Origin of the sequence: Paenibacillus sp. N3/727, from assembly GCF_022637315.1 — a bacterium.
In the GTDB taxonomy this organism is placed as follows: Bacteria; Bacillota; Bacilli; order Paenibacillales; family Paenibacillaceae; genus Paenibacillus_AQ; species Paenibacillus_AQ uliginis.
Genome location: NZ_CP093336.1, coordinates 6,286,953 through 6,312,039, shown reverse-complemented (window position 1 = coordinate 6,312,039; position 25,087 = coordinate 6,286,953). Strand labels below are relative to the sequence as shown.

General features: G+C 47.9%; 22 protein-coding genes. 17 read left to right on the top strand and 5 right to left on the bottom strand.

Translation table 11 applies throughout. The annotated features are described in order from the left end of the window. Positions 1–34: 34 nt before the first annotated feature. The 9 genes from MNQ98_RS29405 (at position 35) to MNQ98_RS29365 (ending at position 9,725) form a co-directional block, all read left to right on the top strand. A complete protein-coding gene (locus MNQ98_RS29405; RefSeq protein WP_241931340.1) occupies positions 35–1,018 on the top strand; it encodes a D-alanyl-D-alanine carboxypeptidase family protein in 984 nt (327 codons plus the stop codon). A 258-nt stretch (positions 1,019–1,276) separates the two neighbouring features. Then, positions 1,277–2,260: an LCP family protein gene (locus MNQ98_RS29400; RefSeq protein ID WP_241931339.1), complete on the top strand. Its 984-nt coding sequence runs from the start codon at positions 1,277–1,279 to the stop codon at positions 2,258–2,260. 260 nt (positions 2,261–2,520) lie between these two features. Continuing rightward, positions 2,521–2,958, top strand: coding sequence for a CBS domain-containing protein (locus MNQ98_RS29395; RefSeq protein WP_208916881.1), 438 nt, complete (start codon positions 2,521–2,523; stop codon positions 2,956–2,958). A 180-nt stretch (positions 2,959–3,138) separates the two neighbouring features. Further along, complete coding sequence (locus tag MNQ98_RS29390; protein ID WP_208920954.1) at positions 3,139–3,441, top strand: MazG-like family protein; 303 nt, start codon at positions 3,139–3,141, stop codon at positions 3,439–3,441. Between the two features lie 4 nt (positions 3,442–3,445). Further along, on the top strand, positions 3,446–4,363 hold the full coding sequence (locus MNQ98_RS29385) for a DUF2232 domain-containing protein (protein WP_208916884.1): 918 nt from the start codon (positions 3,446–3,448) through the stop codon (positions 4,361–4,363). 11 nt (positions 4,364–4,374) lie between these two features. Beyond that, positions 4,375–6,366: a DHH family phosphoesterase gene (locus tag MNQ98_RS29380; protein WP_241931338.1), complete on the top strand. Its 1,992-nt coding sequence runs from the start codon at positions 4,375–4,377 to the stop codon at positions 6,364–6,366. Continuing rightward, on the top strand, positions 6,363–6,806 hold the full coding sequence (gene rplI, locus MNQ98_RS29375) for a 50S ribosomal protein L9 (RefSeq protein ID WP_208916888.1): 444 nt from the start codon (positions 6,363–6,365) through the stop codon (positions 6,804–6,806). Before MNQ98_RS29380 ends, rplI begins: the two co-directional genes overlap by 4 nt. Before the next feature lies 1 nt (position 6,807). Beyond that, positions 6,808–8,169, top strand: coding sequence for a replicative DNA helicase (dnaB, locus tag MNQ98_RS29370; protein ID WP_208916890.1), 1,362 nt, complete (start codon positions 6,808–6,810; stop codon positions 8,167–8,169). A 269-nt stretch (positions 8,170–8,438) separates the two neighbouring features. Further along, the gene (locus tag MNQ98_RS29365) at positions 8,439–9,725 is read left to right on the top strand and encodes an adenylosuccinate synthase (protein ID WP_241931337.1); all 1,287 of its coding nucleotides are present in this window, start codon (positions 8,439–8,441) and stop codon (positions 9,723–9,725) included. 473 nt (positions 9,726–10,198) lie between these two features. Here MNQ98_RS29365 and MNQ98_RS29360 read toward each other — a convergent pair whose 3' ends face one another. The 4 genes from MNQ98_RS29360 to MNQ98_RS29345 all read right to left on the bottom strand — a co-directional run bounded on the left by MNQ98_RS29360 (position 10,199) and on the right by MNQ98_RS29345 (position 14,142). Beyond that, on the bottom strand, positions 10,199–10,882 hold the full coding sequence (locus MNQ98_RS29360; protein WP_481856701.1) for an ABC transporter ATP-binding protein: 684 nt from the start codon (positions 10,880–10,882) through the stop codon (positions 10,199–10,201). Continuing rightward, positions 10,882–11,982, bottom strand: a complete 1,101-nt coding sequence (locus MNQ98_RS29355; protein WP_241931336.1) for an ABC transporter permease — start codon at positions 11,980–11,982, stop codon at positions 10,882–10,884. Before MNQ98_RS29355 ends, MNQ98_RS29360 begins: the two co-directional genes overlap by 1 nt. A 106-nt stretch (positions 11,983–12,088) precedes the next feature. Then, entirely contained in the window at positions 12,089–13,468 is a 1,380-nt protein-coding gene (locus MNQ98_RS29350) for a HAMP domain-containing sensor histidine kinase (RefSeq protein WP_241931335.1), read from the bottom strand. Beyond that, on the bottom strand, positions 13,465–14,142 hold the full coding sequence (locus MNQ98_RS29345) for a response regulator transcription factor (RefSeq protein ID WP_241931334.1): 678 nt from the start codon (positions 14,140–14,142) through the stop codon (positions 13,465–13,467). Before MNQ98_RS29345 ends, MNQ98_RS29350 begins: the two co-directional genes overlap by 4 nt. Before the next feature lie 236 nt (positions 14,143–14,378). On the opposite strand from MNQ98_RS29345, the gene MNQ98_RS29340 reads away from it, so the two are divergent. The 7 genes from MNQ98_RS29340 (at position 14,379) to MNQ98_RS29310 (ending at position 22,626) form a co-directional block, all read left to right on the top strand. After that, positions 14,379–15,113, top strand: coding sequence for an ICP22 family protein (locus tag MNQ98_RS29340; RefSeq protein ID WP_241931333.1), 735 nt, complete (start codon positions 14,379–14,381; stop codon positions 15,111–15,113). A 302-nt stretch (positions 15,114–15,415) separates the two neighbouring features. Continuing rightward, entirely contained in the window at positions 15,416–17,002 is a 1,587-nt protein-coding gene (locus MNQ98_RS29335) for a M23 family metallopeptidase (protein ID WP_241931332.1), read from the top strand. A gap of 201 nt (positions 17,003–17,203) precedes the next feature. After that, on the top strand, positions 17,204–17,938 hold the full coding sequence (yycF, locus tag MNQ98_RS29330) for a response regulator YycF (protein ID WP_241931331.1): 735 nt from the start codon (positions 17,204–17,206) through the stop codon (positions 17,936–17,938). Next, complete coding sequence (gene walK / locus MNQ98_RS29325; protein WP_241931330.1) at positions 17,938–19,764, top strand: cell wall metabolism sensor histidine kinase WalK; 1,827 nt, start codon at positions 17,938–17,940, stop codon at positions 19,762–19,764. Before yycF ends, walK begins: the two co-directional genes overlap by 1 nt. Continuing rightward, positions 19,761–21,041: a YycH family regulatory protein gene (locus MNQ98_RS29320; RefSeq protein WP_241931329.1), complete on the top strand. Its 1,281-nt coding sequence runs from the start codon at positions 19,761–19,763 to the stop codon at positions 21,039–21,041. The genes walK and MNQ98_RS29320 overlap by 4 nt, the downstream gene beginning before the upstream one ends. Positions 21,042–21,065: 24 nt before the next feature. Next, positions 21,066–21,815 (top strand): two-component system regulatory protein YycI, encoded by a 750-nt coding sequence (gene yycI / locus MNQ98_RS29315; RefSeq protein WP_241931328.1) that lies wholly within the window; start codon positions 21,066–21,068, stop codon positions 21,813–21,815. 7 nt (positions 21,816–21,822) lie between these two features. After that, on the top strand, positions 21,823–22,626 hold the full coding sequence (locus MNQ98_RS29310; protein WP_241931327.1) for an MBL fold metallo-hydrolase: 804 nt from the start codon (positions 21,823–21,825) through the stop codon (positions 22,624–22,626). A 100-nt stretch (positions 22,627–22,726) separates the two neighbouring features. Here MNQ98_RS29310 and MNQ98_RS29305 read toward each other — a convergent pair whose 3' ends face one another. Beyond that, a complete protein-coding gene (locus MNQ98_RS29305) occupies positions 22,727–22,912 on the bottom strand; it encodes a hypothetical protein (RefSeq protein WP_241934078.1) in 186 nt (61 codons plus the stop codon). A 675-nt stretch (positions 22,913–23,587) separates the two neighbouring features. On the opposite strand from MNQ98_RS29305, the gene MNQ98_RS29300 reads away from it, so the two are divergent. Then, positions 23,588–24,958, top strand: a complete 1,371-nt coding sequence (locus MNQ98_RS29300) for a S1C family serine protease (RefSeq protein WP_241931326.1) — start codon at positions 23,588–23,590, stop codon at positions 24,956–24,958. Positions 24,959–25,087: the final 129 nt, after the last annotated feature.

The window sequence follows — 25,087 nt, the reverse complement described above, 5'->3', positions numbered from 1 at the left end:
GTTTCATACGTCTAATATTATGGAGGGCTTACATATGAAAAAACGCTGGTTATGGTATGTGATGGGTGTGCTTATTATGATCCCAATAGGTTTGGTCATTGCAGCGAATACAGAACGAGTCGGTATTAAACCGGAAGTGGAAGCTAAGGCGGTTGTTCTGATGGATTTAAATACAGGTCGTATTCTATTCAGTCAAAATGGTGATGTGCCTCTGCCTCCAGCAAGTATGTCAAAATTGATGACCGAGCTGATCATTTTGGATAAAATTAATGATGGAACCCATAGTTGGGATGAAAAGGTGAGAATTAGCGATTATGCAAGCAATGTGGGCGGAGTGCGGTTATCTCTGAATGAAGGAGAGGAGCTTACTGTACGTGAGTTGTTCCAAAGCATGGCTTTATACTCTGCTAATGACGCGGCAGTAGCGCTCGCTGAACATTTTGCCGGCTCAGAGGGTGATTTTGTTAAACAAATGAATCTTAAAGCGAAGGAACTTCAGCTTTCAAATCAAACCTACTTCGTTAACGCGTCAGGCTTGGAAAACGGCGGTAAAGGATCTGACCGGAAGCTGGACCTTAGAGGAGAGACCCGCATGACGGCCGCGGATACGGCAAAACTTGCGGCTCATCTTATCAACAGTCATCCGGATATTTTAAATACATCAAGCAAGACACAGATGAAGCTGAAGGGCCGGGATCTGTATTTGAGTACGACGAATTGGATGCTTCCTTCTCTTGCGGGTCCTTATTCGTATGAAGGGACAGACGGTCTAAAAACAGGGTATACGGAGAATGCTGGTTATTGCTTCACTGGAACGGCAGAAAAAGGCGGGAGCCGCCTCATAGCGGTTGTCTTAGGGACCAAAAGCAAGGAAGCGCGGTTTGTAGAGACCCGAAAGTTATTTGATTATGGATTTTCCAAAACATTAACTCTGAAAGAGCGGCTGAATGATTGGTTCCATGTACAGGTACCTTCGGCTGCTTTTTCTTCGTTAAATGGGATAGTTAAACTCTTTTAATATAGTCCTCACATAATTGGTAGTTTTATAGAACTGTTGACTTGGACTTCACACAGAGCGTGCCTCTGGTTTACAATAGACCATATGCTGCTACTTCCCTGCGTTAAAAAACAGGGCTTCGGTCATGTGTCAATAGTACACGCATAGCCGTTAAATAAGGAAAGGAGGCGAGCCAAACAGCAGCAGATACTTCCGCTATCTTTGGTTTATCTCATACAAATACGTTTTTTATTTTATAAAAAAGAAGGAATTTATCCCATGAAGAGGAAAATATTATATATTGCCCTTGCTGCAGTTGTGTTGATAGGTGGCTTGGGTTATCTATTTCGGGCACAGCTCGCGGTAGTGGCATTTGATTTGTTTATGTCGGAGAAGGTAGAAAGCTCGCTGCAAAAGACGTACAAACCGCTGCATAGCGATCAAACGCCTGAGCCTGTAGTCCTTCAGAGTGAGCCGTTTAGTATCATGCTACTAGGTAGTGACCAGCGCGAGGATGAACCTGCCCGTTCCGATACAATGATATTGGCGGTGGTACGTCCTAAAGAATCCAACGTACTGCTAGTTTCCATTCCTCGTGATACGTACGTGGATATTATCGGCAAAGATAAGAAGGATAAGATTACGCATGCCTTTGCTTTTGGCGGTCATCAGATGGCTAAAGATACGATGGAGGCCTTCCTTGATGAAGAAATTGACTATTATGCGTCAATCAATTTTCAAGGCTTGAAGGATGTTGTCGACGCGATGGGCGGTGTAGAGCTGCCGATTGGTAAGGATATTGTAAACAAAGGGAAAGACCACGAGAAATTCACCGTGGAAGCCAACAAACCGATTTATTCGGGTGAGGAAGCGCTGAATTACGTACGGTACCGGGAAGACAGTGACTTTAACCGGACGAAGCGTCAGCAGGTGTTCCTGGATGCGGCAGCCAAGCGGCTAATGCAGATCGACCAGATTGGTAAGGTGCCTGAATTGATTGACATCATGGGTGAAAACTTTCAAACGGATATGCAGCCCAAGTTCATTATTGACCTAGCTAAGCAGTTGTTAACGGGAGGTAAACCGGAAATGACCAGCTTTACGATTATGGGTGAAGGTATGAGATTAAATGGGGTTTACTATAATGATGCCGATGATGAAGACGTTACGGAAGCACGGCAGATGATTGATAACTGGATGAATCCAGCAACCCCTGAAGATCAGCTGATGAAGCCGGAGAAGTCTGATAATACGGAGAAGTAGAGTAAGACGATATACTGAATATACTATAAACCCCGGAATCCCCGATCGGACATAGTATCAAATCTCAATCAGCAGTCCGGATTGTCTGGCTGCTGATTTTGTGTCCTTTATGAAACAGTTATCGTCTGTTTACGTATGTATTTATAAAGCGCTTGCAAAAGTGCTCATGAAGTACATGTCTTGCAGCATAGCTATCTAATGACACATCATTATTTTATTGACGGGCCTCACGTTTACGCTCATAAGGAGGATTCATAACTATGAATATCGCGTTTTTTTTGCTGCCGAAACAGGAAGTCATCTGTTTAACGATGGATTCCACATTGCGGCAGACGCTAGAGCGGATGGAATATCATCGTTATACTGCCGTGCCGGTATTGGATAAGAACGGACAGTATGCCGGTACGGTGACAGAGGGCGACCTATTGTGGCACATGAAAAACTCGGATGGAAAAATTACATTTGAGAGTGCATCGAAATTTTTTCTTAAAGACGTTCCGCTTCGTATGGATATCAAACCTGTATCCATTGAGGCAAATATGGAGGATTTGATCAACCTGGCCAAGGTACAGAACTTCGTACCCGTTGTAGACGATATGAACCGGTTTATCGGCATCGTTAGACGGAGCCAAATTATTGAATACTGTGAGAAATTTGTATCCAGAGAGGAAACATTGGAATCTCACGGGGCATCCTAAGACATGATTGTCTGCCGGTTCTCAAATCACAGGCCTGCCGTCGCTTTATTTGCGAAGCAGGCCTGTTCTGCCTTTAGGCTTGGGACGGCCCTGCCGCCGGGCCCTGATGTGTGGGGAATGGGCTTTTATGCTATAATGGAGAATAAAGCTTTTTTCAGGGAGAGATGGGACTTGTCAAACATGCCGAAGGATTTGGATGTGGCTAAACGCGCCAAGGTAATTGAGTGGCTTAAGACCGAAGTGGTTGATAACGTATCCCGATTGTTCAAAGCGCTGTGGGAGGGAAGCACAGCAAAGGTGGGCGACAGCTTGGCCAGCTTGATGATGAGTTCCTACATACTAGGCCGTAGACTTGGCATGTCATATCGGGATTTAGATGATCTCTTGATTGAAAAGTTGAAAAAGCATAAGCAAGAAGGACATCAGTTGGAAGATTGGTATCAGGATATTTCCACGCTAGAAGAACATTTGCGTAAGAGGTGAACACATGAAACAGCGTTGGACAACAGTGGTTTGGAGCGTTATTTATTTGCTTCTGCTGCTCTCTCTACTTACACCATTTTCGATTGTAACCGCATTTCTTCTGATTCTGCCGGTTGCAATTCTCTTCACGGTACTAAATGTAAAATCGTTTATTCTTCACCTGGCACCCGTCTGGCTAATGGTAGCCTTGATTCATCCAGTATACGCGATGCTCGCGGCTTATTTCTTGGTTCCGGGACTCGTTATGGGGTATTGGTACCGGAAGCGGGCTCCAGCCATGCGCGTCCTAAAATACGGTATGGCAGCCATGCTATTGGAAATGCTTCTGTTGCTAATGATCGGGACAGCGTTTTTCCAGCTTAACCTGTCAGAATATGTGGATGAAATTGTACAGGTGACGACAGCACCATTAGAACAGATGGGAGTTAACGGCGGATTGGCCGGTCAGATGGCATGGACCCCAGAACATACAGACGCTTTAAGTGAGAGAACGATGCGCATGGTTCCTTTTGCGTTAATTATTAGCTCTTTCTTGATGACGGTCGTGACGCATGCTTTGGCCCGCCCAATTCTGAATAGTATGGGTATCTCGGTACCTGCACTGAAGAAGGCACGTGAGTGGATGCTGCCCCGTTCTTTGATCTGGTATTATTTGATCGTTTGGATTATGAGTGTAGCCAGCAAGGATTCCGGCAGCGGCTTTGTAGAGATGATTGTGATAAATGCCATGCCTTTGCTACAGATTTGCTTCATGATTCAGGCACTCGGATTTTTCTTTTATCTTACACATGAGAAGAAATGGCATCCGGTTGTTCCGTTTCTTGCGGCTATCCCGATTGTGTTGTTCCCGCCGATGATTATCCTCGGTATTTTGGACCTGGCGTTCCCACTGCGGCAGTCAATAAGTAAAAAAAATGGATAGGGTGATTAGTCATGCCTAAATTTCTGCAGAAACGCTGGCACGGCTATCATACCGTCTGGGCGTTTGCGCTGGTGCTATTGCTTGTTATTTTTCTGTCTTTTTATAATACTTGGCTCGGTATCATCGGTCTGCTGCTTGCAATTTTAAGCGGCTATGCGATGCTGAAGGCAGAGATGAAGTTCCGCAGTGACCTTGTGGAGTATATTGGCGATCTATCGTTTCGTATACGACGAGTCGAGGGCGAGGCAGTCAGTGTTCTTCCATTCGGAATTGTGCTGTACAGTGAAGATAAGACGGTAGAGTGGCATAATCAGTTCGTTGTGAATATGTTCCCTCATCAAACATTGGTGGGTTTGCCGCTTAATGAGCTGTTCCCCAAGCTTACGGATGCTATGCGGGAAAAGAAGGATTCCAGAGAGGGATGTCCGAAGGAATTGCGGCTCGAGCTATGCCATGATGAAAAGTATTATGGGGCTACCGTTATACCGGAAGAGAGACTTATTTACCTGGATGAGATCACGGAGCTTGTCGTACTGCGTCAGCGTTATGAGGATGAGCGGCTTGCCCTTGGTATTTTGATGATGGATAACGTTGATGAAGCGGCTCAGGGTATGGATGATCAGCAGCGTACCGCGCTCTTGGCTAAGGTGAGCAGTGAAGTCACGGATTGGGCTCGTGAGTTCAATATTTATCTACGGAGACTTTCCTCTGAGCGTTTCTTGATGATGCTGAACAAGAAATCCCTGGATGCTCTTGAGAACAGCAGGTTTCTTATTCTCGATGAAGTCCGGGAAATGACTGCTGATCTGAAAGTGCCGCTGACACTAAGTGTAGGGCTTGCCTTTGGTTCGGAAGATGTAACAGAGCTTGGCCAGCTGGCCCAGTCAAGTCTTGACATGGCTCTCGGACGCGGAGGTGATCAGGCGGCAGTAAAGGCCGGTCAGCGGCTGTCTTTCTATGGTGGAAAGTCAAACGCTGTAGAGAAGAGAACCCGAGTTCGTGCACGTGTGATTTCACATGCGCTGCGTGATCTGATGCAGGAGAGCGACCGAGTTATCATCATGGGACACAAAATGCCAGATATGGATGTCATCGGAGCTTCAATTGGGGTGCTGAAAGCAGCCCAGCTGTATAAGGTGGAGGCACATATTGTTCTGGAAGGGGTAAATCCTTCGGTGCGGCGGATTATGGATGAGGTCCGCAAGGACGAGAATCTGATGAGCCGGTTTATCTCACCGGAGCAGGCAATGCAGATGCTAACTCAGCATACGCTGCTTGTTGTGGTCGATACCCATAAAGCATCGATGACGATGGAGCCGCGGCTTGTGAAGCAGGCGAGCCGGGTCGTTGTTATTGATCATCACCGCCGAGGTGAGGAATTTATTAATGATGCTGTATTGGTGTACCTGGAGCCGTATGCTTCATCAGCTTGTGAGCTGGTGACTGAAGTGCTTCAGTATATTCATGACCGGGTGTCATTGTCTCCGCTGGAAGCTACAGCTCTTCTCGCCGGAATCACAGTAGATACGAAGCATTATGCGCTGCATACCGGATCGCGTACGTTTGAGGCAGCAGGGTTTTTAAGACGTCATGGTGCGGACACCGCGATGATCCAGCGGGTGTTAAAAGAAGATCTGACAGAATTTATAGCTAAGGCTGAGATCGTAAAACATGCTAGAATGGTATATGGGCACGTCGCGCTCGCAGTGACGCATAAAGGTGAACAAATACCTCAGCTGCTCATTGCACAGGCAGCAGATATGCTGCTGAATATGACAGATGTTCAGGCTTCCTTTGTCATCGGACAACGGTCCGATGGTCAGATTGGAATCAGTGCACGGTCCATGGGCCGCATGAACGTCCAGGTCGTTATGGAACGGCTTGGTGGAGGCGGTCATCTAACGAACGCCGCAGTACAGCTGGATATGACGATTGAGGAAGCAGAAGACGCACTGCTGGAAGTACTGGCGGACATTGAAGCGAAAGAGGGGTTATTCGAATGAAAGTCATTTTTATTAAGGATATGAAGGGCCAAGGCAAGAAAGGCCAAGTTAAAGAGGTATCAGAAGGCTATGCAGCGAATTTCTTGTTTCCGCGCGGGGTAGCTCGTCCTGCTACCGAGGGCAATATGAAAACGTTGGAGCAGCAAAATGCATCCGAGCAAAAGCGTAAGCAGCAAGAGAAGGAAGAAGCTGTCGCTCTCGGTAAACAGCTTGAGGAAATGACTGTAACCGTGAAAGCGAAGTCCGGTGAAGGCGGGCGACTGTTTGGTGCCATTACAAGCAAGCAGATCGCAGAAACTTTAGCTGCACAAAAGATCAAGATCGATAAACGCAAAATTGAATTGAGTGAGCCGATTCGTCATTTGGGTGTGACGCAAGTACCGGTGAAGCTCCACCCTGAGGTCAAAGCGACACTCAAGGTTCAAATTACGGAGGAGTAAAATGGGCGGAGAACTCTATTTCGATCGGATACCTCCCCAGAACCTCGAAGCAGAGCAGGCGGTGCTTGGTGCTGTACTGCTGCAAAGCGAGGCGCTGATTACAGCGATGGAGCGGGTGCAGACCGAGGATTTCTACGATAAGACGCACCAGATGATCTACGAAGTAATGGTGCAGCTTGGAGAAGAGAACCAGCCGATCGATCTGGTGACACTCACTTCCCGGCTTCAAGATAAAGGCGAGCTTGAGGAGATCGGCGGCGTAAGTTATTTGGCCAAATTGGCCCATGCCGTACCCACAGCTGCTAACGTAGATTATTACGCACAGATTATCGAAGAGAAATCCATGCTTCGTCGTCTGATCCGCACGGCAACCCAGATTGTAAGTGAAGGATATACCGGGGGCGAAGATGTATCCGGTATGCTGAGTGAGGCCGAACGGCGGATTTTGGAAATATCCAATCGCCGAACAGGCAGCGGGTTTATTGCAATTCGCGATGTGTTGATGGAAGTGTTCGAGAAGGTTGAGGGTCTTTACCAAAACCAGGGGAATACGACAGGGATTCCATCAGGATTCGTAGATCTGGACAAAATGACGAGCGGATTTCAGCGCAATGACTTGATCATTGTAGCGGCCCGTCCGTCGGTTGGTAAAACGGCGTTCGCATTGAACATTGCCCAAAACGTAGCCATCCGGGCTAAAGAGACCGTGGCCATCTTCAGTCTGGAGATGTCCGCGCCTCAGCTGGTTCAGCGTATGATCTGTGCCGAGGCGAACCTTGACGCAGGGGTAATGCGTAACGGTGACTTCAAGGGTGATGAGGATTGGTCTAAGTTGACGATGGGCATTGCCGCCTTGTCAGAAGCGGAGATTTATATTGACGATACGCCAGGCGTAACTGTAGCAGATATCCGCGCCAAATGTCGCCGTCTCAAGAAGGAGAAGGGACTTGGTATGATTCTCATCGACTACCTGCAGCTCATTCACGGGCGCGGTAAGGCTGGCGAGAATCGGCAGCAGGAGGTATCGGAAATTTCCCGTACCTTGAAGCAGATTGCGCGTGAGTTAGAAGTGCCGGTTATTGCACTGTCACAGCTCAGCCGGGGTGTGGAACAGCGTCAGGATAAACGTCCGATGATGAGTGACTTGCGGGAATCGGGTTCGATCGAGCAGGATGCCGATATCGTCGCGTTTCTGTATCGGGATGATTACTATAATCAGGAAACAGAAAAGAAGAATATCATTGAGATTATTATCGCCAAGCAGCGTAACGGGCCGGTAGGTACGGTAGAGCTGGTGTTCTTGAAGAACTTTAACAAGTTCGTCAATTATGAACGAACGCATGCCGATGCTTTTGCCGGTTAGAACACCCGAATTAATCAATTTTCATAATACTATGACATAAGCGAGGGTTATTCCTCATATAAGTCGTCCTAATCACGAACAATCGTATGCGTTAATGTATGATTGTTCGTTTTTTTATTTGACTTTGAAAAAAGGGGCTGTTAAACTTAGATTGCTGCCGCAGGGGCAGTAGTTGTATAGCAGTTCATAAGAATTGAAGCCAAGTGAAATAATAGGTGAAGTGAGATAATCTAGGGTGGTTTCTTAAATCACCGAGCGGAGGAATGAATATGTCAACGGTAGTCGTTGTGGGAACACAATGGGGAGATGAAGGAAAAGGGAAGATCACGGATTATTTGGCGGAGAGCGCTGACGTGGTGGCCCGCTACCAGGGCGGTAATAACGCCGGCCATACCATTCTGATTGACGGTAAAAAGTTCAAACTCAGCTTAATTCCATCCGGAGTATTTTATAAAGACAAGACTTGTGTGATCGGTAACGGTATGGTTATTAACCCGGCCGCACTTATTGAAGAGATTAAATACATTCATGATAATGGATTTAGCACTGACAATTTGGTCATCAGTGACCGCGCGCATGTTATCATGCCTTACCATACGGTACTCGATGCACTTGAGGAAGATCGTAAAGGCCCTAACAAGATCGGTACAACCCGCAAAGGTATCGGACCTTGCTACATGGATAAAGCGGCACGGAATGGTATCCGAATTGCTGACTTGATGGATGCCGAGGAATTCGAGTTAAAGCTGCGTCACATGATGAAAGAGAAAAATGATGTGATCAAGCAAATGTACGGCGGTGAAGAGCTGGATGTCGAAGAAACGCTGACTCAGTATCTTGCTTATGCTGAAGAAATCCGCTGTTATGTGCGCGATACTTCCGTTATTCTTAATGATGCAATCGATGCGGATAAAAAAGTGTTGTTCGAAGGTGCGCAAGGCGTAATGCTGGACATCGATCAAGGTACGTATCCGTTCGTTACATCTTCGAATCCTTCCGCCGGCGGCGTATGTATCGGTTCTGGTGTTGGACCCTCAAAGATCCAGCAGGTGATCGGCGTCGCTAAATCCTACACCACGCGTGTCGGAGACGGCCCATTCCCGACAGAGCTGAATAACGAGATCGGCAATTATATCCGTGAAAAAGGTCATGAGTACGGTACAGTGACTGGGCGTGCACGCCGTGTGGGCTGGTTCGACAGCGTCGTTGTACGTCATGCCCGTCGTGTAAGTGGGATTACAGGTTTGTCCCTGAACTCACTTGACGTACTGAGCGGTCTGGAAACCGTGAAGATTTGCACAGCTTACAAATACCGCGGTGAGGAAATTACACATTACCCGGCAAGCCTGAAAATGCTGGCTGAGTGCGAAGCAGTATATGAAGAGCTGCCAGGCTGGAATGAGGATATTACCGGTGCGAAGACACTGGAGGATCTGCCAGAGAATACGCGTCGTTATGTAGAGCGTGTATCTGAACTGACAGGGATTCCGATTGCGATCTTCTCAGTAGGACGGAACCGCGAACAGACAAACCAGGTCCTTCCGATTTACGAATAAGCAAGGGTTGACCGCCGCCATGTAACACCAGAGGGTTTAATCGGATTTTCACGCGGTGAGGAAAAGTAATGGAATGGATATGTTTTTTAAAGCCTGCCAGGGGAATTGGCAGGCTTCTTTTTTTTAGATGAGATCCTGTGACAAGGTGGAAATAGAGGAATTTATCCCAGCACATGGAGAAAGTACCCCTTGGGAAAAAGTAGTATAGGAAATATAATGTAGTATATAACTCCGTTTGAGGGTGATGATTTGAAAGCGCTTAACCCAGTTACTTTCTGTATATCACACCTGGGCTGTAAGACGGGGAGCAATACCAATCACAGACGCTGCAAGCGGTTCAGGCTAACATGTTTACGATGGATTTGGGGATCCCACGGAAAGCCGCTTGCCGTTGTGTATAACGATCCATGCTGTAGATTCAGAACAAGCCGGTCTTCTTATGCTCAAGAAGACTGGCTTGTTTATTTTATTCATCATATAGGCTTCTCGGAAAGCTTGCCGTCCTCGATGTAGATGACACGGTCGCACAAACCAAGCATACGCTTATCATGGGTGACCATAACAGCGGCCTTCTGGCGTAGCTTTACTTCATCGGCCAGCATCTGAACGACAGTCCGTCCGCGTTCCGAGTCCAGGCTCGCCGTAGGCTCATCTGCCAGAATAAGCTCCGGATCGTTCATCCATGCCCGAGCAATGGCCACACGCTGACGCTCTCCGCCTGACAGGCTTTCCGGATAATGATCGATACGATGCGAAAGACCGAGCCTTTTTAAAAGATCATCAGCTCTTTCCTCACTCTTGCGTTTAGGTTTCCCCGCAAGCTTTGGAATGAGCAGCAGTTGGTCTCGAACAGTCAAATAAGGAATCAAGTTTGAAGACTGAAAAATAAATCCGATATTGTCCAGCCTAATCTTGTTCATCTGTTTGGACGACAACTTGCCCACTTCCTTGTTTCCAATCATAATCCGGCCATTTGTGGGCGATAGGAGTGCCCCCGCAATCGATAGAAAGGTGCTTTTCCCGGAGCCGGAAGGGCCGACCACCGCTACGAACTCGCCTGCCTTTACCTGCAGTGAAACATCATCCAGAACCTTAACGGAAGTATCCCCGTCTCCAAACTCTTTGCTTACATGGTCGAGTATCAGTTTATCACCCATTATGCAGCCCTCCCGATCGCTTCGATAGCATCAATTTTGACAACCCGATAAAGTGACAACAGAGAACCGATGAGAGACACGAACAGGAACAGCCCAGCCGAACCAAGCACAACGGACGGTGACAGATCAAACGGGATGCTGTTACCGATTAGAGCCGCTACACCGTAGGTAAGGGCAATACTGATGATCAGACTGACAACGGACAGGAACATAATCTGCAAAATCAGATTTCTGGCCAAGTAAGCGGATTGGGCTCCGATAGCCTTGAGCACGCCGAATTGGTTCATCTTTTGAATGGTAATGACATAGAAGAATACAGCGAGCACAAAGGCGGCAATGATATACAGAAATACGATCATCATCATGAGCGACCCTTGTTCTTCTTTATAGCCCGGAATTCCTTGCAGGGCCTGGTCTTTACTAATGACATCAATGCCTGGAACCTGCTGGACCAGCTGGTCGGCCTGATCCGAACTTGCACTCAATGCAATGGCGTTAAAGAACATCCCGCGGCCTGAGTCCGTGTTGTGAATGGATTCCCAGCCTTTATAGTTCATATGAAGAACCGGCGCGTGGCTAAAGGACTGACCTTCGGTAAAACCAACGATAGTAAAGGCTTTGCCGGAAGTTTGATCGATGATCTGGTCACCCAGCTTGAAATCCTCTTCCTTCAAAGAGCGATCGGCCAGCACTTCGTCAGCTTTGGTCTGGCTGATCATCGAGCCTTCCACCACGGTAGGTGCTAGCATCTGCTCCGTATCGATAGCAAAAAATGCGGCATCCACCTTAGCGGTAGAGTTACTCCGTGTTAGAGTAGTCATCTGGACACCTAACGGGGTAGCCGCTTGTTCACCGGTATGTTCCCTGATATCGTTCCAATCCTGCTCGGTCAAAACCGAGCGGTTTAGACGCTGGTCAGCTTCCTTTTGTACGACGAGATAGTCAGCCTTCATATTTTGGATCGAGGATGCATTATCTGATGCTAGCCCTTGGGCCAGACCGGTTACAAACAGAACGAGCCAGGCAATCAGGACCATGATAAACCCGATTAATAAATATCGCAGCTTCGAATGTTTGAGCTCACGCACAGCAAGAAACATGGTTGCTTCATCTCCATTCTTGTAGATACGGCCAAGTTAAACTCGGCTATGACTACAGTGTAGGATTCCAATGTGAACGGAGTATGAACGGAGCCTGAGCAACGTATTAAACAGCGGGAAGAAGCACACGGAACGTCGTTCCTTTGCCCAATTGACTCGTAACTTCAATGGAACCGCGATGCAGGTCGATAATTTTTTGGGTGATGGACAGTCCGAGACCTGTGCTGGTTTCTTTCCTGTCGCGGGCGGTATCTGCTTTATAGAAACGGTTGAAAATATGCGGTAAATCCGATTCTGCTATGCCGATGCCTGTATCTGATATTTCGATGCAGCACATATCGTCTAGGCGTGAAATGCGTAAAGAGATCGATCCGCCTGAATCGGTAAACTTCACACTGTTTGTAATGAGATTGGTCCACACCTGATGCAGCAACTGTTGATCGCCATGTATGAAAAGTGACGGCAGCTCCATATCAATCGCCAAATCCTTGCTGCGCCAGCTCCATTCCGTAACGAGCAGCACCTGTTTGATCTGGGTGGCCAGATCAAAAGTTGATTTCTCTAAGATGTGTTCTTCTTTATCCAGTGAAGCAAGCATAAGCAGCTGTTTGCTCAGTTGGGACATTCGCCGGCTCTCTTCCTCAATAATCGATAAATAACGGTTTCGCTGTTCCTCTGAGAGGTTCTTCGTCTGCAGAGTCTGAGAAAATCCCTGAATAGAAGCAAGCGGCGACTGGATCTCGTGCGAAACGTTAGACACAAATTCCTGTCTCATCTGCTCCAACTGCTCCAGGCCTTTGGCCATATGAGAGAAGTGTTCGGCCAGTTTACCGATTTCATCCCGCCGTTTGACGTTCAGCTTCAGATTGTATTTGCCTTGGGATATTTGTTTGGTAGCATCCGTCAGATGTACGATCGGCTTGACGATGTGACGGGTAATAATACCGACGAGCAGTATGCTCAGCAGAATGGAAATGATCATAATAATCGAGAAAAAGATGCGCATCTCGCCGAACTGGACCATCACATCCGGTCTGAGAAAAAGGGCGTGGGTGACCCCGTCAATTACGATAGGAACACCGATCGAGTTCATCAGATCATTATCAAAGAACCCGGTAATGAACAGTTTGGATGGGAAGTTCAGAATCCCGTGATAAGTTTCGCCGCTTACGACCTCCTTAATCACCTCCGGCTCTAGTGAATTACGACTAAACTCTCCGCCATAAAACATTTCGTGTCCATCACCGTCCGCAAGAACTATCTGATAACCTAGTTTTCCGACGTGAGTCAGATAGTCTTCAATACCAACCTCGGGATTATGCTTGTAAAAATTTTCGATATCATAGGCCATATCCGTAATTTTCTGGTCATTATAAGCCTTCAAATTGTATTGGTAATACATATTGGACAAAAGAAATGCGAATACGCTGCTTAGCACCATAATGCAGATCGTTGTAACGACGATCCTGGAATAGAGAGTCTTCACGTGGTACCAACCTCCAGCTTATACCCGACCCCCCGCACTGTGCGGATACTAAAGTCTCTGCTTCGATCTGCGAATCGTTCTCTTAGCCGTTTAATATGCACATCTACTGTTCGGTCATCGCCGTCAAAATCGGAGCCCCAAATGAGCTGGATCAGCTCATCGCGTGTGAATGTGCGATCCGGATAGCTTGCGAGCTGAGAGAGCAGCTCGAATTCCTTCATCGGCAACATCAGTACCTTACCGTGGCCGTATACCTCATAGCTTTTCCGGTCGATGACGGTATCGTGAAGATGGATTTTGTCGGCGCTGACCATCTGATAGCGACGCAGAAGCGCCTTGATGCGGAACAACAATTCCTTTGGTTCAAAGGGCTTGGTTACATAATCGTCGGTCCCGACGGCAAAGCCCTTTTCCTTATCGAGGAGCTGGTCCTTGGCTGTAAGTAAAATCACCGGAAAATCGTAGTCATTCCGGATTTCCTCAGTAAGCTGATATCCATCCTTATTCGGCATCATCACATCGACAACGGCCAGATGAATTTGTTCTTTGACAAGACAGGCAGAGGCTTCTTCTCCGTCGGTCGCCTCAAACACGGTATAGCCTTCAAGCTGAAGGTGGTATCGTAGTAATTCCCGAATATGAGAATCGTCATCTGCGATTAAAATGTGAACCATAGCTGGACAGACCCCCTAAAATGGTATGTATGAAATAATCATAGTCATCATAGCACGAGCCTAGTTTGGCCCAAAACCATATAAAGCATAAGGGATGTCCGTAGAAAAGTGTTATAAAAATGTTGAAGAGAGGACATTTTAAGAGGTTGAACCTCCGGCATGCCGTCCATACTGGATAAAGTAGGTAAATGATGATCATGTCATTTCGGAACATGCATGAGAAGGAGGCAGAGCACATGAAGCTGATGAAATGGCTGCTTAAAATCAGTCTTACGGCAGTGCTTATAAGTACACTAACGATTCTGACCACAGGTATTGTTGTGAATAGCTATCTTCAATCGGTACTGGCGAGCTTTAATATCCAGTTGGAGGCTCAGCCGATGGGGGTAGGAGGCATCATGAAAAATTTACTCGGGTTTAACGGTTCAAGTGGACAGGACAAGGTAGACACAGGTACAGAAGGTACCGTGGAGAATAATTCGGCTGGAGGCCAAAGTAACGACGCAGCATCCGGCTCATCGAGTACGCAGGAAAAGGACCGCTCCTCGTCAGAAGGAAGCTCCAAGCAGGATAACGATATGGAAGGGAAAAATTCTGGAGCGACCGGAGAAGCTTCTGATGACAGCAATGAGAATGGCGATGACCGGGCGGTAGAGGGGGAAGCTCCACCGGAAGATTCTCTGCCAGTAATGGGCCGAAGTGCAGGTGAATCGGCAGCCGGTCAAGGGGATCAGCAGATAGTGATGACCCCAGATGAAATGGTTGATAAGAAAAGCAGTCTTACCACGAAAGAGAAGGAAGAGATTTTTACTCTGTTGATGAGCAAGCTGCCGCAGGCGGAGATGCAAAAAATATCCGAAGCCATGGAAGACGGATTGACAGCCTCCGAGCTGGATGAGATCGAGAATGGCATTTCCAAATATTTGAGCAAAGACGAGTTTGAAAAATTGATGACCATGCTTCAAAAATAGGCTGTAGTTGCCTGCAGGCTTAGGTTTGACATTGTTTTGTCACCAGAATAAAATTACAAAATAAGGAATATTGACGAAACCCGCGTCCTGCGCGGGTTTTTTCTGCGATCTGGAGACTTGATCAGACTGTAAAAGCTATGTTAAAGTTAACTGGTGTTGAAAAGGTTAAGATTTTGAAACCTTTTGACGAATCATAAAATGATGATTTATACAAGATGTGGTAAAAATATTGTCCGTTCGTCGTATACCTACATAATAGCTGGTTCGTACATAAGGACATAGGACTGAAAAAGGAGAAGAACATGAAAGGTTTTAAAGATACGAGGTGGTATAACAGCATTAAGCAAAGTCTTAACGCTGGCCGTTCCGCCAAGGATAACGAAAACTCCAGACATGAATCCGACGTTCAGGCTGATACAAAGCAAAAAGGATGGATTTCGTCCCGCAAGTGGATCTTGATCCCAGCAGGTGCAGTGCTTGTTGCAGGATCGGTCTTTTTCGCCGGACGCGAATATGTAAACGCAAATACATTGCCGTTCTATCACGTATATGTAAACGGGCAGAATATAGGCACCATCGAGGATGATGAACAGCTAGACAAGCTGTTTGAAACGAAACAGAAGTATTATCAGGAGAAATACCCGGATACCATGATGGTTCTGAATACCGACGGTGTCACAACGAAAGCAGACCGGGATTATAAGCCGGTTGTGAAGAGTGAGGAAACGCTGGCGAAGCTGGATGGTATGCTGAAGGCGTACGCGCGCGGGGTAGAACTGAAAGTTAACGGTGAAACGGTTGCTATTGTCAAGGATCAGAAGGCCGCCCAGGCTGCAGTTCAAGCGGCTAAGGAAAAGTATGCTCCGGCAGAAGCAGTTGCGAAGACCGGAAAACCTGTAATTAAGCAAACCTCGGCTTTCGCAGGAAAGAAAAGTGCGACTGAAAGCGACAGCGTAAAGTCTGTTGAGATTAAAGAAGATATTACCGTTTCTTTTACGAAGACGGATCCGAATAAAGTGCTGGATGTTGAGGGTGCTGCTGAGGCACTGACCAGCACCAAAGAGGAACCCGTTATTTATACAGTGATAGAAGGAGATACGATCTCTTCGATCGCACAGTCACATAACATGAAGCGTGCTGAGGTTATGGCACTTAATCCGGGATTGGAGGAGAAATACCTTCAGATCGGATCAGAGCTTGAGCTGAGCAGACCCGTCGCTCCGTTGACAGTTCGCACGGTCGAAACAGTAACGGAGAAGATGGCCAGCAAACCTGAGACCATTGTTCGCAAAAGCGATGAGCTACCGCTGGGTAAACGTAAAGTAGTTCGCTCTGGACGTGACGGAGTGAAGACGGTCGACTATGTGGTGACCAAGGAGAATGGCGAGATTGTCTCCAAGCAGTGGACAGGCCAACAGGTTGTGCAGCCTTCTCTACCTGAGGTTGTATATAAAGGAACCAAAGTTCCAGAGAAGAAAAAGGTAGTAACTCCAGCAACCCCATCAGCGACGGTATCCGAGAGTTCGGGTCGTATGTTTGCATGGCCGGTCAGCGGCGCGCGCATTACTAGCTCGTATGGTCAGCGCTGGGGTCGTACCCATGAAGGTACGGATATGGTTGGCGGTCGTACAATTATGGCCGCAGCCGGCGGCACGGTTGTATTCGCCGGATACCAAGGTAGTTACGGTAACGCCGTCATCGTTGATCACGGCAATGGTTATCAGACGCTGTACGGTCATATGAGCAGCATCTCTGTCCGTAACGGACAATCGGTCGGACAAGGCAGCACGCTGGGCATTATGGGCAGCACGGGCCGCTCGACCGGGGTTCACCTCCATTTCGAAATTCGTAAAAATGGAGTTCAGCAAAACCCGATGAAATATTTATAATCCTATGTTATACTGGGTTTATCAATGACGACATAAGCCATTATTGGTTCATATATCATAAATAACATGGCCGCTCCTTCACGGAGCGGCCATGTTATTGTTTCGGGAGTTTACTGCGACGGTAGGCAGATGTACCGGAACGCTAGGTATGATAAAATAGAACGAAGATCGTTCAAGTGAAGGTATGAGGTGAGAAGTTATATGCAGGGAACCATTCTGGTGGTGGATGACGAACAGCCCATCGCCGATATTTTGAAGTTTAATCTTGAAAAAGAGGGCTATGAGGTTATTTGCGCATTTGACGGAATCAGTGCCGTAGAACTTGCGCTCTCGAAGCGTCCTGACCTGATGCTGCTCGATCTGATGCTGCCAGGTAAAGACGGAATGGACGTGTGCCGTGAGGTACGTGCCGCGAACTTGCATATCCCGATCATCATGCTGACTGCGAAGGATGGAGAGATCGATAAAGTACTGGGTCTTGAGCTCGGTGCAGACGATTATGTAACCAAGCCGTTCAGCACACGTGAGCTGTTGGCGCGGGTCAAAGCGCAAATGCGGCGTCAGCACAAGAGTGATAGTCTGGCGGATGCGAGCGGGTCCGCAGATGCAGAAGCCAAGCAGGGACTTCGTTTGTTTGAGCTGTTTATTGATACAGACATGTATATGGTATATAAAAGCGGAGAAGCGCTCGATTTGACGCACCGCGAATATGAGTTGGTCTATTATTTGGCCAAAAATGCCGGCAAGGTGATGACTCGAGAGCATCTGCTGCAGGCGGTATGGGGTTATGAGTACTTCGGGGATGTACGCACGGTTGATGTGACGATACGCCGGCTACGTGAGAAGATCGAAGAAAATCCGAGTAAGCCGGAGTATATTTTGACCCGGCGAGGGCTTGGCTATTTGATGCGAAGTTCCAAAAACGGAGGCCTATAATGAAGTGGCTGTCCTTCTTCCGGACCATTCAGGCGAAGGTCATCATCATTTATGTGCTGCTGATTCTGATCGCCATGCAGCTGATTGGCGTCTATTTTGTGAGTGCCATGAAGAACTCTTTAACGAGTAATTTTACGACTGATTTACAGGGGCGTGCGGAGCTGATGTCCGTTCTTGCGGCCAAGACGCTGGCTGGCGAAGTGGACTCGGATGAGGACCGGAATGAGAGCCTACAAGTCATGGTCAACAATCTGTTCAACATGAACGGGGCTGAGATTCAGGTTCTGGATGCTACGGGCAAGGTACTGATAACGTCAATGCTGTCGCACTCAGACTATGTAAACAAAAAAAACACACAGACGGTCGTCAGCCGGGCGCTTCAGGGCATTGTCGATAACGAGGAATATATTATTGACGACGATGGAACTCGCAAAAAAGTGGTAGCAAAGCCTGTCATCCATAACGATAAAATTGTCGGTGCCATCTATATCGTAGCAAGTATGAGTGAGCTGTATGCGACCATGGAGCGGATTAACAGCATATTTATTTCAGGTATCTTGCTGGCTCTTGGTCTGACCGCGGTACTCGGGGTCATTTTGTCCCATACGATTACCCATCCGATCAAGGAATTGACCCGCCATGCAAGGGCGGTAGCAGAAGGTCGATTTACAGAGAAGGCGCCGGTATTCGGAAGCGATGAGATTGGACAGCTGAGCCAAACGTTCAATTACATGACTAGCCGACTGCGTGAGGCTTTGTCGCAGAATGAAGAAGAGAAGGAAAAGCTCGCATCCATTCTCACTAACATGAGTGACGGAGTTATTGCGACGGACGAAGCAGGGCGGGTTATCTTGATGAACCGCCGTGCTGGGCAGATGCTTGGCGTGGAAGGGGAGGAACTGGCAGGCCGGGAAATTGTCTCACTGCTTGGATTGGAGGAGTTGGAAGCCGAGTCTCTGGTTCGCGGTGGCAGCGATTCGAAGCTGCTGGATATTACACCTCGCGAAGGCGGGCAGCCATTCATGATGCGAGTAACGTTTACGCCCATTCATCGGCGGGAGATTGGCATCACTGGTACGATTGCCGTACTGCAAGACGTTACGGAGCAGGAGAAGCTGGAGGCCTCACGTCGGGAATTCGTAGCGAACGTGTCGCATGAACTCCGGACGCCGCTGACAACGATCAAGAGTTACACCGAGGCACTGGAAGATGGAGCGCTGGAAGACAAGCAGCTGGCGCCACGTTTTGTCGGTGTCATCCAAAATGAGACAGGCCGGATGATCCGACTGGTCACCGATCTGCTTCATCTGTCGCGCTTCGACTCCAAGGAGGCTGCGATGCGCAAACAGCCGGTGGACATTGTGGAGATGCTCGAGGATGTAGAGGACCGGTTCTCTTTTCAAATGCAGCAGAAAAATGTGCATACAGTCATTGATGCGAGACCGGCTGTATCCGTCGCCATGCTTGACCGGGACGGAATCGACCAGGTGCTCGACAATCTAATTTCGAACGCACTTAAATATACGCCAGACGGCGGCACAATTACGATGGAGGCTGATGTGACAGAGGACGGTATGTTGTCTCTGTCTGTAGCAGATACCGGAATTGGCATACCGAAAAAGGATCTGGACCGGATATTCGAACGGTTTTACCGAGTGGATAAGGCCCGAACCCGGAATATGGGCGGCACTGGACTCGGTTTGTCCATTGCCCGGGAAATTGTAAGGATACATGGTGGGTCTATATATTTACAGTCAGAGCTCGAAAAAGGCACGAAGGTAACCTTCACGCTGCCTCTGAATGAGGAAGGGAGGGAGACAACGTGAAGGAACGATTAAAAACCGCGCTGCTGCTTGTGTTAGTACTGAGTAGTCTGGTACAAAGTTATTTTCTTATTTACCGTCTCCCTGGCAGCGGCTCTGTTGTGAAGTCCGAGAATTCTTACATCAAGACGGAAGATATGGGGCCGGAAGCAAAGGCGGAGAATCTGATTTATCCGAAAAAAATGATTATTCATCTTGGTGAGGATAAGCATACGGTATTCTATCCTGGTCAAATGTTCTATGATCTTGTCAATAACCGGCTGAAGGGCCGGACGTTCGAAAGTTTTCAGCGCCGGACGTTGAACAATATGGACTGGTCCAAGCTTCGTGCCAGCAGTAAGGGCATTGAACTGAGCTTTGGTTCCGGTATACCGGTGACACTTCTTCAAAAAGTGATGCAGATTACGCCAGACTCACTGTTCGAAGGGGAAAGCATCCACAAAATGTGGTTGTACAGCATAGAAGGAGAACCTAAGGTGCATGCGCTGTTCTTCAGCACGGAGGGGGATGTCGTCTACGAGGCCGCCCAAGCTGACTTGACGGTACAAGACATTCATCAGCTTGTCGATTTCGGATTGGACTGGGTCCCGTACACCCTGCAGGAAGGAACATCGTTCTATATGCCGGAGGAACCGTTTGATATGGTAAGTCTGGAGATGCCAATCGGGATGTACACGGTGGAGCAGATGCAGCGGAGCTTATTTTTTGATCCGAGCATTACACGGAATATCCGGGAGCGGGACGGTTCTGAAATTTATACGGACAGCAAACGCAGCTTGCAGGTCGATCAAGGGCAGAACTGGATGAGTTACACAGATCCGGCTGCGCCGCCATCGGGTGAAAGCAGCCCCGGCAAGGATGTGCTGTCAGCGATTGATTTTGTGAACCAGCATGGTGGTTGGAACGGCAGCTACCGGTTAAGCCAATCCGAGGATAACGAAGACCGGACGTTGGTAGAGTTCCAACAGTATCACCGGGGTTATCCGATTCTGAATACATTTGGTTTCAATTACGGTATCATGAAGCTGGAGCTGCAGAAGGGCACGGTAACCTCTTATGAGCGTTCACTGCTGTACGTAAAAACAGAAGAACAGAAGAAAAAAATCGTGAAGCTTCCTGCAGGAGATGAGCTGCGGGAGAAGCTGGACAAGCTGCCTGATAGCATGAAAATTGTGGATCTGGAACCGGCCTATTTGCCGTTCGTAAACGAGAATGGATTGCGGCTTAAGCCGGTATGGGCCGTTCAGCTTCTGAACGGAAGTATGCAGGTGCTGGAATAGATAAAACGTGAAGGAGGGAAGTACATGGATTGGGGACGGGCCAAAAATGTGTTAATCTATGCGTTTTTGCTACTGAATATGGTGCTGGGTTACCAGTTGTGGATCGACTATCGGGAGCAGATAGGCTCCAGTCTGGACTTCACCTCCTTGTCTGAAAGTACGCAGAGGGTTATGGAAGAGAATCGGATTCAGGTACTGAGCCCGATTCCGCCGGAGACACCGCAGCTGCCGAAGATCGCTTATACGTATAGTGTCGGGGCGCAAGGCAAGCCGGTCAAGCTGAACCAGCCGGTTGACACCAAGCTGATCTATTCGGATCAAAAGGAGCTGCAGACCGCACTGGCCGGACAAATTCCGAACCTGAACCAGTTCCGTCATGATCCGCTGTCAGATAAAGAAAACGCCTTTGTGTTCCGTCCGCTGGTAAACGGGGAATGGCCGTTGTTTAATGTCGAGTTGGAGCTGTTCTATGAGAGTCAAAAGATAGAGTATTACCGTAAGCCGGTGCTAGAAATTCAATCCACTAGCGAAGTGGAGGAACAAAAGGTATTGTCTGCATCCAAGGCACTTGGAACGATTATTGAACGGAATTTCATTCCGCCGAAGTCGGTGGTCAAAGATATACAGCTCGGTTATTATGGGCAGATGTTTAACACAGATGTGGAGCTGGCGGCACCGGCATGGCGGTTTACGCTGGATAATGGAGAAATGATATACGTTCAGGGGATTAGTGGAGATGTGTTCACACCCAAGACGGATAAAATAAAGGAGTAACGGACCTATGGGGATATCTTTTACCGTGCTGTCGAGCGGCTCGACGGGCAACGCAACAGTTGTTCGCAACGGGGATACGACACTTCTAATTGATGCCGGGCTGAGTGCGCGGCGGATTGACGAACTGTTGAAGGAACGGGACATGTCCGGGGAAGAAATTGACGGGATTCTGGTCACACACGAGCATTCCGATCATATTAAAGGACTTGGAGCGGTGGCACGTAAGTACAATCTGCCGATTTACGCCAACGAGAAGACATGGGAAGCGATAAACCGGTCTGTCGGCAAAATTGCAGAGGAGAATCGGATTGTGCTGGATAGCCATGAGGTGAAGGATTTCGGGACGCTACGTGTGGAGCCTTTTGAAATCTCCCATGACGCAGCCGCGCCGGTGGGTTATTGTTTCTATGACGGAGACGAGAAGCTGGGTGTAGCGACAGATCTCGGTTATGTGAGCGACAAGGTGAAAAAAGCGATTGAAGGCTCGGATGTGTTGGTCCTTGAGGCTAATCACGACATTGAGATGCTGCGTATGGGACGGTATCCGTGGAACACCAAACGCCGGATTCTCGGCGATATGGGTCACCTATCAAATGTGTCGGCCGGTGATACCCTCAGCGAGCTGCTGACTGGGGATACCAAGCGTGCATATCTGGCCCACCTCAGTCGGGATCACAACATGATGGACTTGGCCAAAATGACGGTGCGCGATACGATGGAAGATAACGGATGCTTTTTCAAAGACAGCGAATTTAAATTGTGTGATACCTATTATGACCGCTCTACTCCTTGGGACAGGCTGAAAGATTAGGCAGAGATATCCTGTGCAGGCCTGTGTTCATATATATTGCAAAACAACCTCAGCCTGAACACGGTCTGTCTTAGGATCAAACGATGTTCACGTACGTTAACTATACGCTTGGATACGATGGATGCGACATGAACTGATTCAACTCTTCGGCTTTGTGCTCTACCTCTTCGCGGGTCAGGAGGCCTTTGTCGATCAGTAATTCGATGATCGTGCTTAGGGCGAGGGTATTGCGGTAATGCTCGTCCTTTAAATCCCCTAGTTTTGCTGCCATATGTACGATGTCCATAGCCGTACCTGGGCTATAACGTTCCACGATTTATTCCTCCTTTTATGAATCATACGGAAGCATAATAAGTCCATTTGCAGGATCATACTTCAGCCTCTCCAACCACCTTAATTTTCCTTTTAATTTACCCATAATAGATGACTTGAACCCCCGTCATTATGTTACAATGAACGAAGGACGCGGGTCACAATCTATGAATCTGGCAGTCTCTCATTCGCCATTCATAGAGGCTTGTTTCTATTGTAGTCCCCATTGTGGAAAATCATTCTTGTTTTTCGCAAAAAAATTGTTTTTTTTCAAGAGATAAGAAAGAATAAACATCGGAGTAGAGTGCATCCTTCTTGTGGATATTGATCAAATTAGGCGTTTATAGTACCTGGCATGGTGGTATAAATAGGTATGTAATTTTTTAGATTTTTAAATAATTATGGCTGATAAGGTGCTTAACTCACCGTTAAGTGCAACTTTTTTGCTTACATAAGTGTTTATAACTATATAGGGTGTTTACAATTGAACCTCAGTTATGGTCTTGGGCCATGGTGGGACCTGGAGAGTGGATTAATGGGTCCCGAAGGTGAGGGTTGTTATATGGGCAAGATGATCAGTCGGATATAACGGGAGTTCTCGAGCTGCAGTGGTGTCTTGGCGTGTAACGACAAGGGGAGAGGGATCGCAATGGGATTGTTTAAAGATGATTTTTATTCGACGAAAGTATCCAGACGCAGTAAAAAGACCAGCGAGGAACGTCCTGGGCGGATCAAGTGGCGTGCAAGCCGTCGGCGCAAAAGTCTGTCTACTTTTCAGATCTCAGCGATCAGTTCGGTATGCAGTGCACTAATCGCCGTTCTTTTGTTCAGTCTGCTGACGGGACATCCGTCCACTTCGTCGAGAATAGCAATAATGAATGGCCAGCCGGTTTCACAGACTGAGGGGGATCCGTATGAGCGCCTGGTGAATGCAGCAGCGAAGGTTCGCCCTGCGGTCGTTAGTGTCGTTACTCATAAGGATCCGGAGCCAATCATTCCGGAAGAGCAAGATAGCAGTGAATTGGAAGAAGGCATTATCCCTGAAGAAGGTGACATGCCGGAAGAACTGCCTGAGGATTTCGATTTAGGCGAAGATTTTGACTTTGACTTTGGTGAAGACTTCGGTGGCGGTTTGGATGAATCGAAATTGGGATCTGGCGTTATATTCAAAAAAGTTGAGGGTAAGGCTTACGTCATTACGAATAACCACGTCATTGAAGGTGCCGATTCGCTTGAAGTGGTAACCGTGAAAGGGGACACCAAAGAAGCAACGCTTGTTGGAACAGACCGCGTCAGCGATCTTGCTGTATTGTCGATCGACAGCAAAGGTATTGGTGAAGTAGCAGAGCTTGGTGACTCCTCTAGGCTGCGCCTGGGTGAGACGGTCATTGCCATCGGTAATCCGCTTGGTCTTGGAGATACGCTAACATCGGGAATTATCAGTTATACAAACCGGGTTATCCCCGTATCGCTGAACCAGGATGGTGTGTTCGACTGGGAGACCGAGGTAATCCAGACGGATGCGGCGATTAATGAAGGCAACAGCGGCGGCGCACTGGTAGATCTAAACGGTAAAGTGATCGGGATTAACACGATGAAGATTGCCGATAAGGGCGTAGAGGGGCTTGGCTTTGCGATTCCTACCAACGATGTGACTGAAATCGTGAAGGAACTGATGTTGAAAGGGAAGATCGCGCGTCCTTATCTTGGCGTGTATACCATAGACCTTAGCAATCCTTATGTTCCGATGAGCAAGCAGGAAATGAAGGATCTGAAGCTACCGAAGACGGTCACGGAAGGTGTTATTGTGCTCGATGCTCTGGGACCGGCAAAGGAAGCGGGCCTCAAGCTGAATGACGTCATTACGAAGTTCAACGGCAAGCCGATTCATACAACGCTGGATTTGCGTAAATTCCTCTATAAGCAAACGAAGATCGGCGACGATCTGAACGTGACTTTTTATCGTGGCGGGAAGGAACAGAGCTTGAAGGTGCCACTGGAAGAGAAGCCAGGGGAATAAGAGGAAGGGTGTACAGGGAAAATGCAGGAATCCTGCGGAGTTCTTGGCTGTTTCGACAAAAGCATTTCTTTTTTTCACATAGTGTGGTAGAACAGAATAGTGGCCATACTTTTAAGATTAGAGGACATG

Excerpts from the sequence above, each read along its gene's own strand:
- MNQ98_RS29405 (WP_241931340.1), top strand. The coding sequence starts at position 35 with ATGAAAAAACGCTGGTTATGGTATGTGATGGGTGTGCTTATTATGATC.
- MNQ98_RS29400 (WP_241931339.1), top strand. The coding sequence starts at position 1,277 with ATGAAGAGGAAAATATTATATATTGCCCTTGCTGCAGTTGTGTTGATA.
- MNQ98_RS29395 (WP_208916881.1), top strand. The coding sequence starts at position 2,521 with ATGAATATCGCGTTTTTTTTGCTGCCGAAACAGGAAGTCATCTGTTTA.
- MNQ98_RS29390 (WP_208920954.1), top strand. The coding sequence starts at position 3,139 with ATGCCGAAGGATTTGGATGTGGCTAAACGCGCCAAGGTAATTGAGTGG.
- MNQ98_RS29385 (WP_208916884.1), top strand. The coding sequence starts at position 3,446 with ATGAAACAGCGTTGGACAACAGTGGTTTGGAGCGTTATTTATTTGCTT.
- MNQ98_RS29380 (WP_241931338.1), top strand. The coding sequence starts at position 4,375 with ATGCCTAAATTTCTGCAGAAACGCTGGCACGGCTATCATACCGTCTGG.
- rplI (WP_208916888.1), top strand. The coding sequence starts at position 6,363 with ATGAAAGTCATTTTTATTAAGGATATGAAGGGCCAAGGCAAGAAAGGC.
- dnaB (WP_208916890.1), top strand. The coding sequence starts at position 6,808 with ATGGGCGGAGAACTCTATTTCGATCGGATACCTCCCCAGAACCTCGAA.
- MNQ98_RS29365 (WP_241931337.1), top strand. The coding sequence starts at position 8,439 with ATGTCAACGGTAGTCGTTGTGGGAACACAATGGGGAGATGAAGGAAAA.
- MNQ98_RS29360 (WP_481856701.1), bottom strand. The coding sequence starts at position 10,882 with ATGGGTGATAAACTGATACTCGACCATGTAAGCAAAGAGTTTGGAGAC.
- MNQ98_RS29355 (WP_241931336.1), bottom strand. The coding sequence starts at position 11,982 with ATGTTTCTTGCTGTGCGTGAGCTCAAACATTCGAAGCTGCGATATTTA.
- MNQ98_RS29345 (WP_241931334.1), bottom strand. The coding sequence starts at position 14,142 with ATGGTTCACATTTTAATCGCAGATGACGATTCTCATATTCGGGAATTA.
- MNQ98_RS29340 (WP_241931333.1), top strand. The coding sequence starts at position 14,379 with ATGAAGCTGATGAAATGGCTGCTTAAAATCAGTCTTACGGCAGTGCTT.
- MNQ98_RS29335 (WP_241931332.1), top strand. The coding sequence starts at position 15,416 with ATGAAAGGTTTTAAAGATACGAGGTGGTATAACAGCATTAAGCAAAGT.
- yycF (WP_241931331.1), top strand. The coding sequence starts at position 17,204 with ATGCAGGGAACCATTCTGGTGGTGGATGACGAACAGCCCATCGCCGAT.
- walK (WP_241931330.1), top strand. The coding sequence starts at position 17,938 with ATGAAGTGGCTGTCCTTCTTCCGGACCATTCAGGCGAAGGTCATCATC.
- yycI (WP_241931328.1), top strand. The coding sequence starts at position 21,066 with ATGGATTGGGGACGGGCCAAAAATGTGTTAATCTATGCGTTTTTGCTA.
- MNQ98_RS29310 (WP_241931327.1), top strand. The coding sequence starts at position 21,823 with ATGGGGATATCTTTTACCGTGCTGTCGAGCGGCTCGACGGGCAACGCA.
- MNQ98_RS29305 (WP_241934078.1), bottom strand. The coding sequence starts at position 22,912 with ATGGACATCGTACATATGGCAGCAAAACTAGGGGATTTAAAGGACGAG.
- MNQ98_RS29300 (WP_241931326.1), top strand. The coding sequence starts at position 23,588 with ATGGGATTGTTTAAAGATGATTTTTATTCGACGAAAGTATCCAGACGC.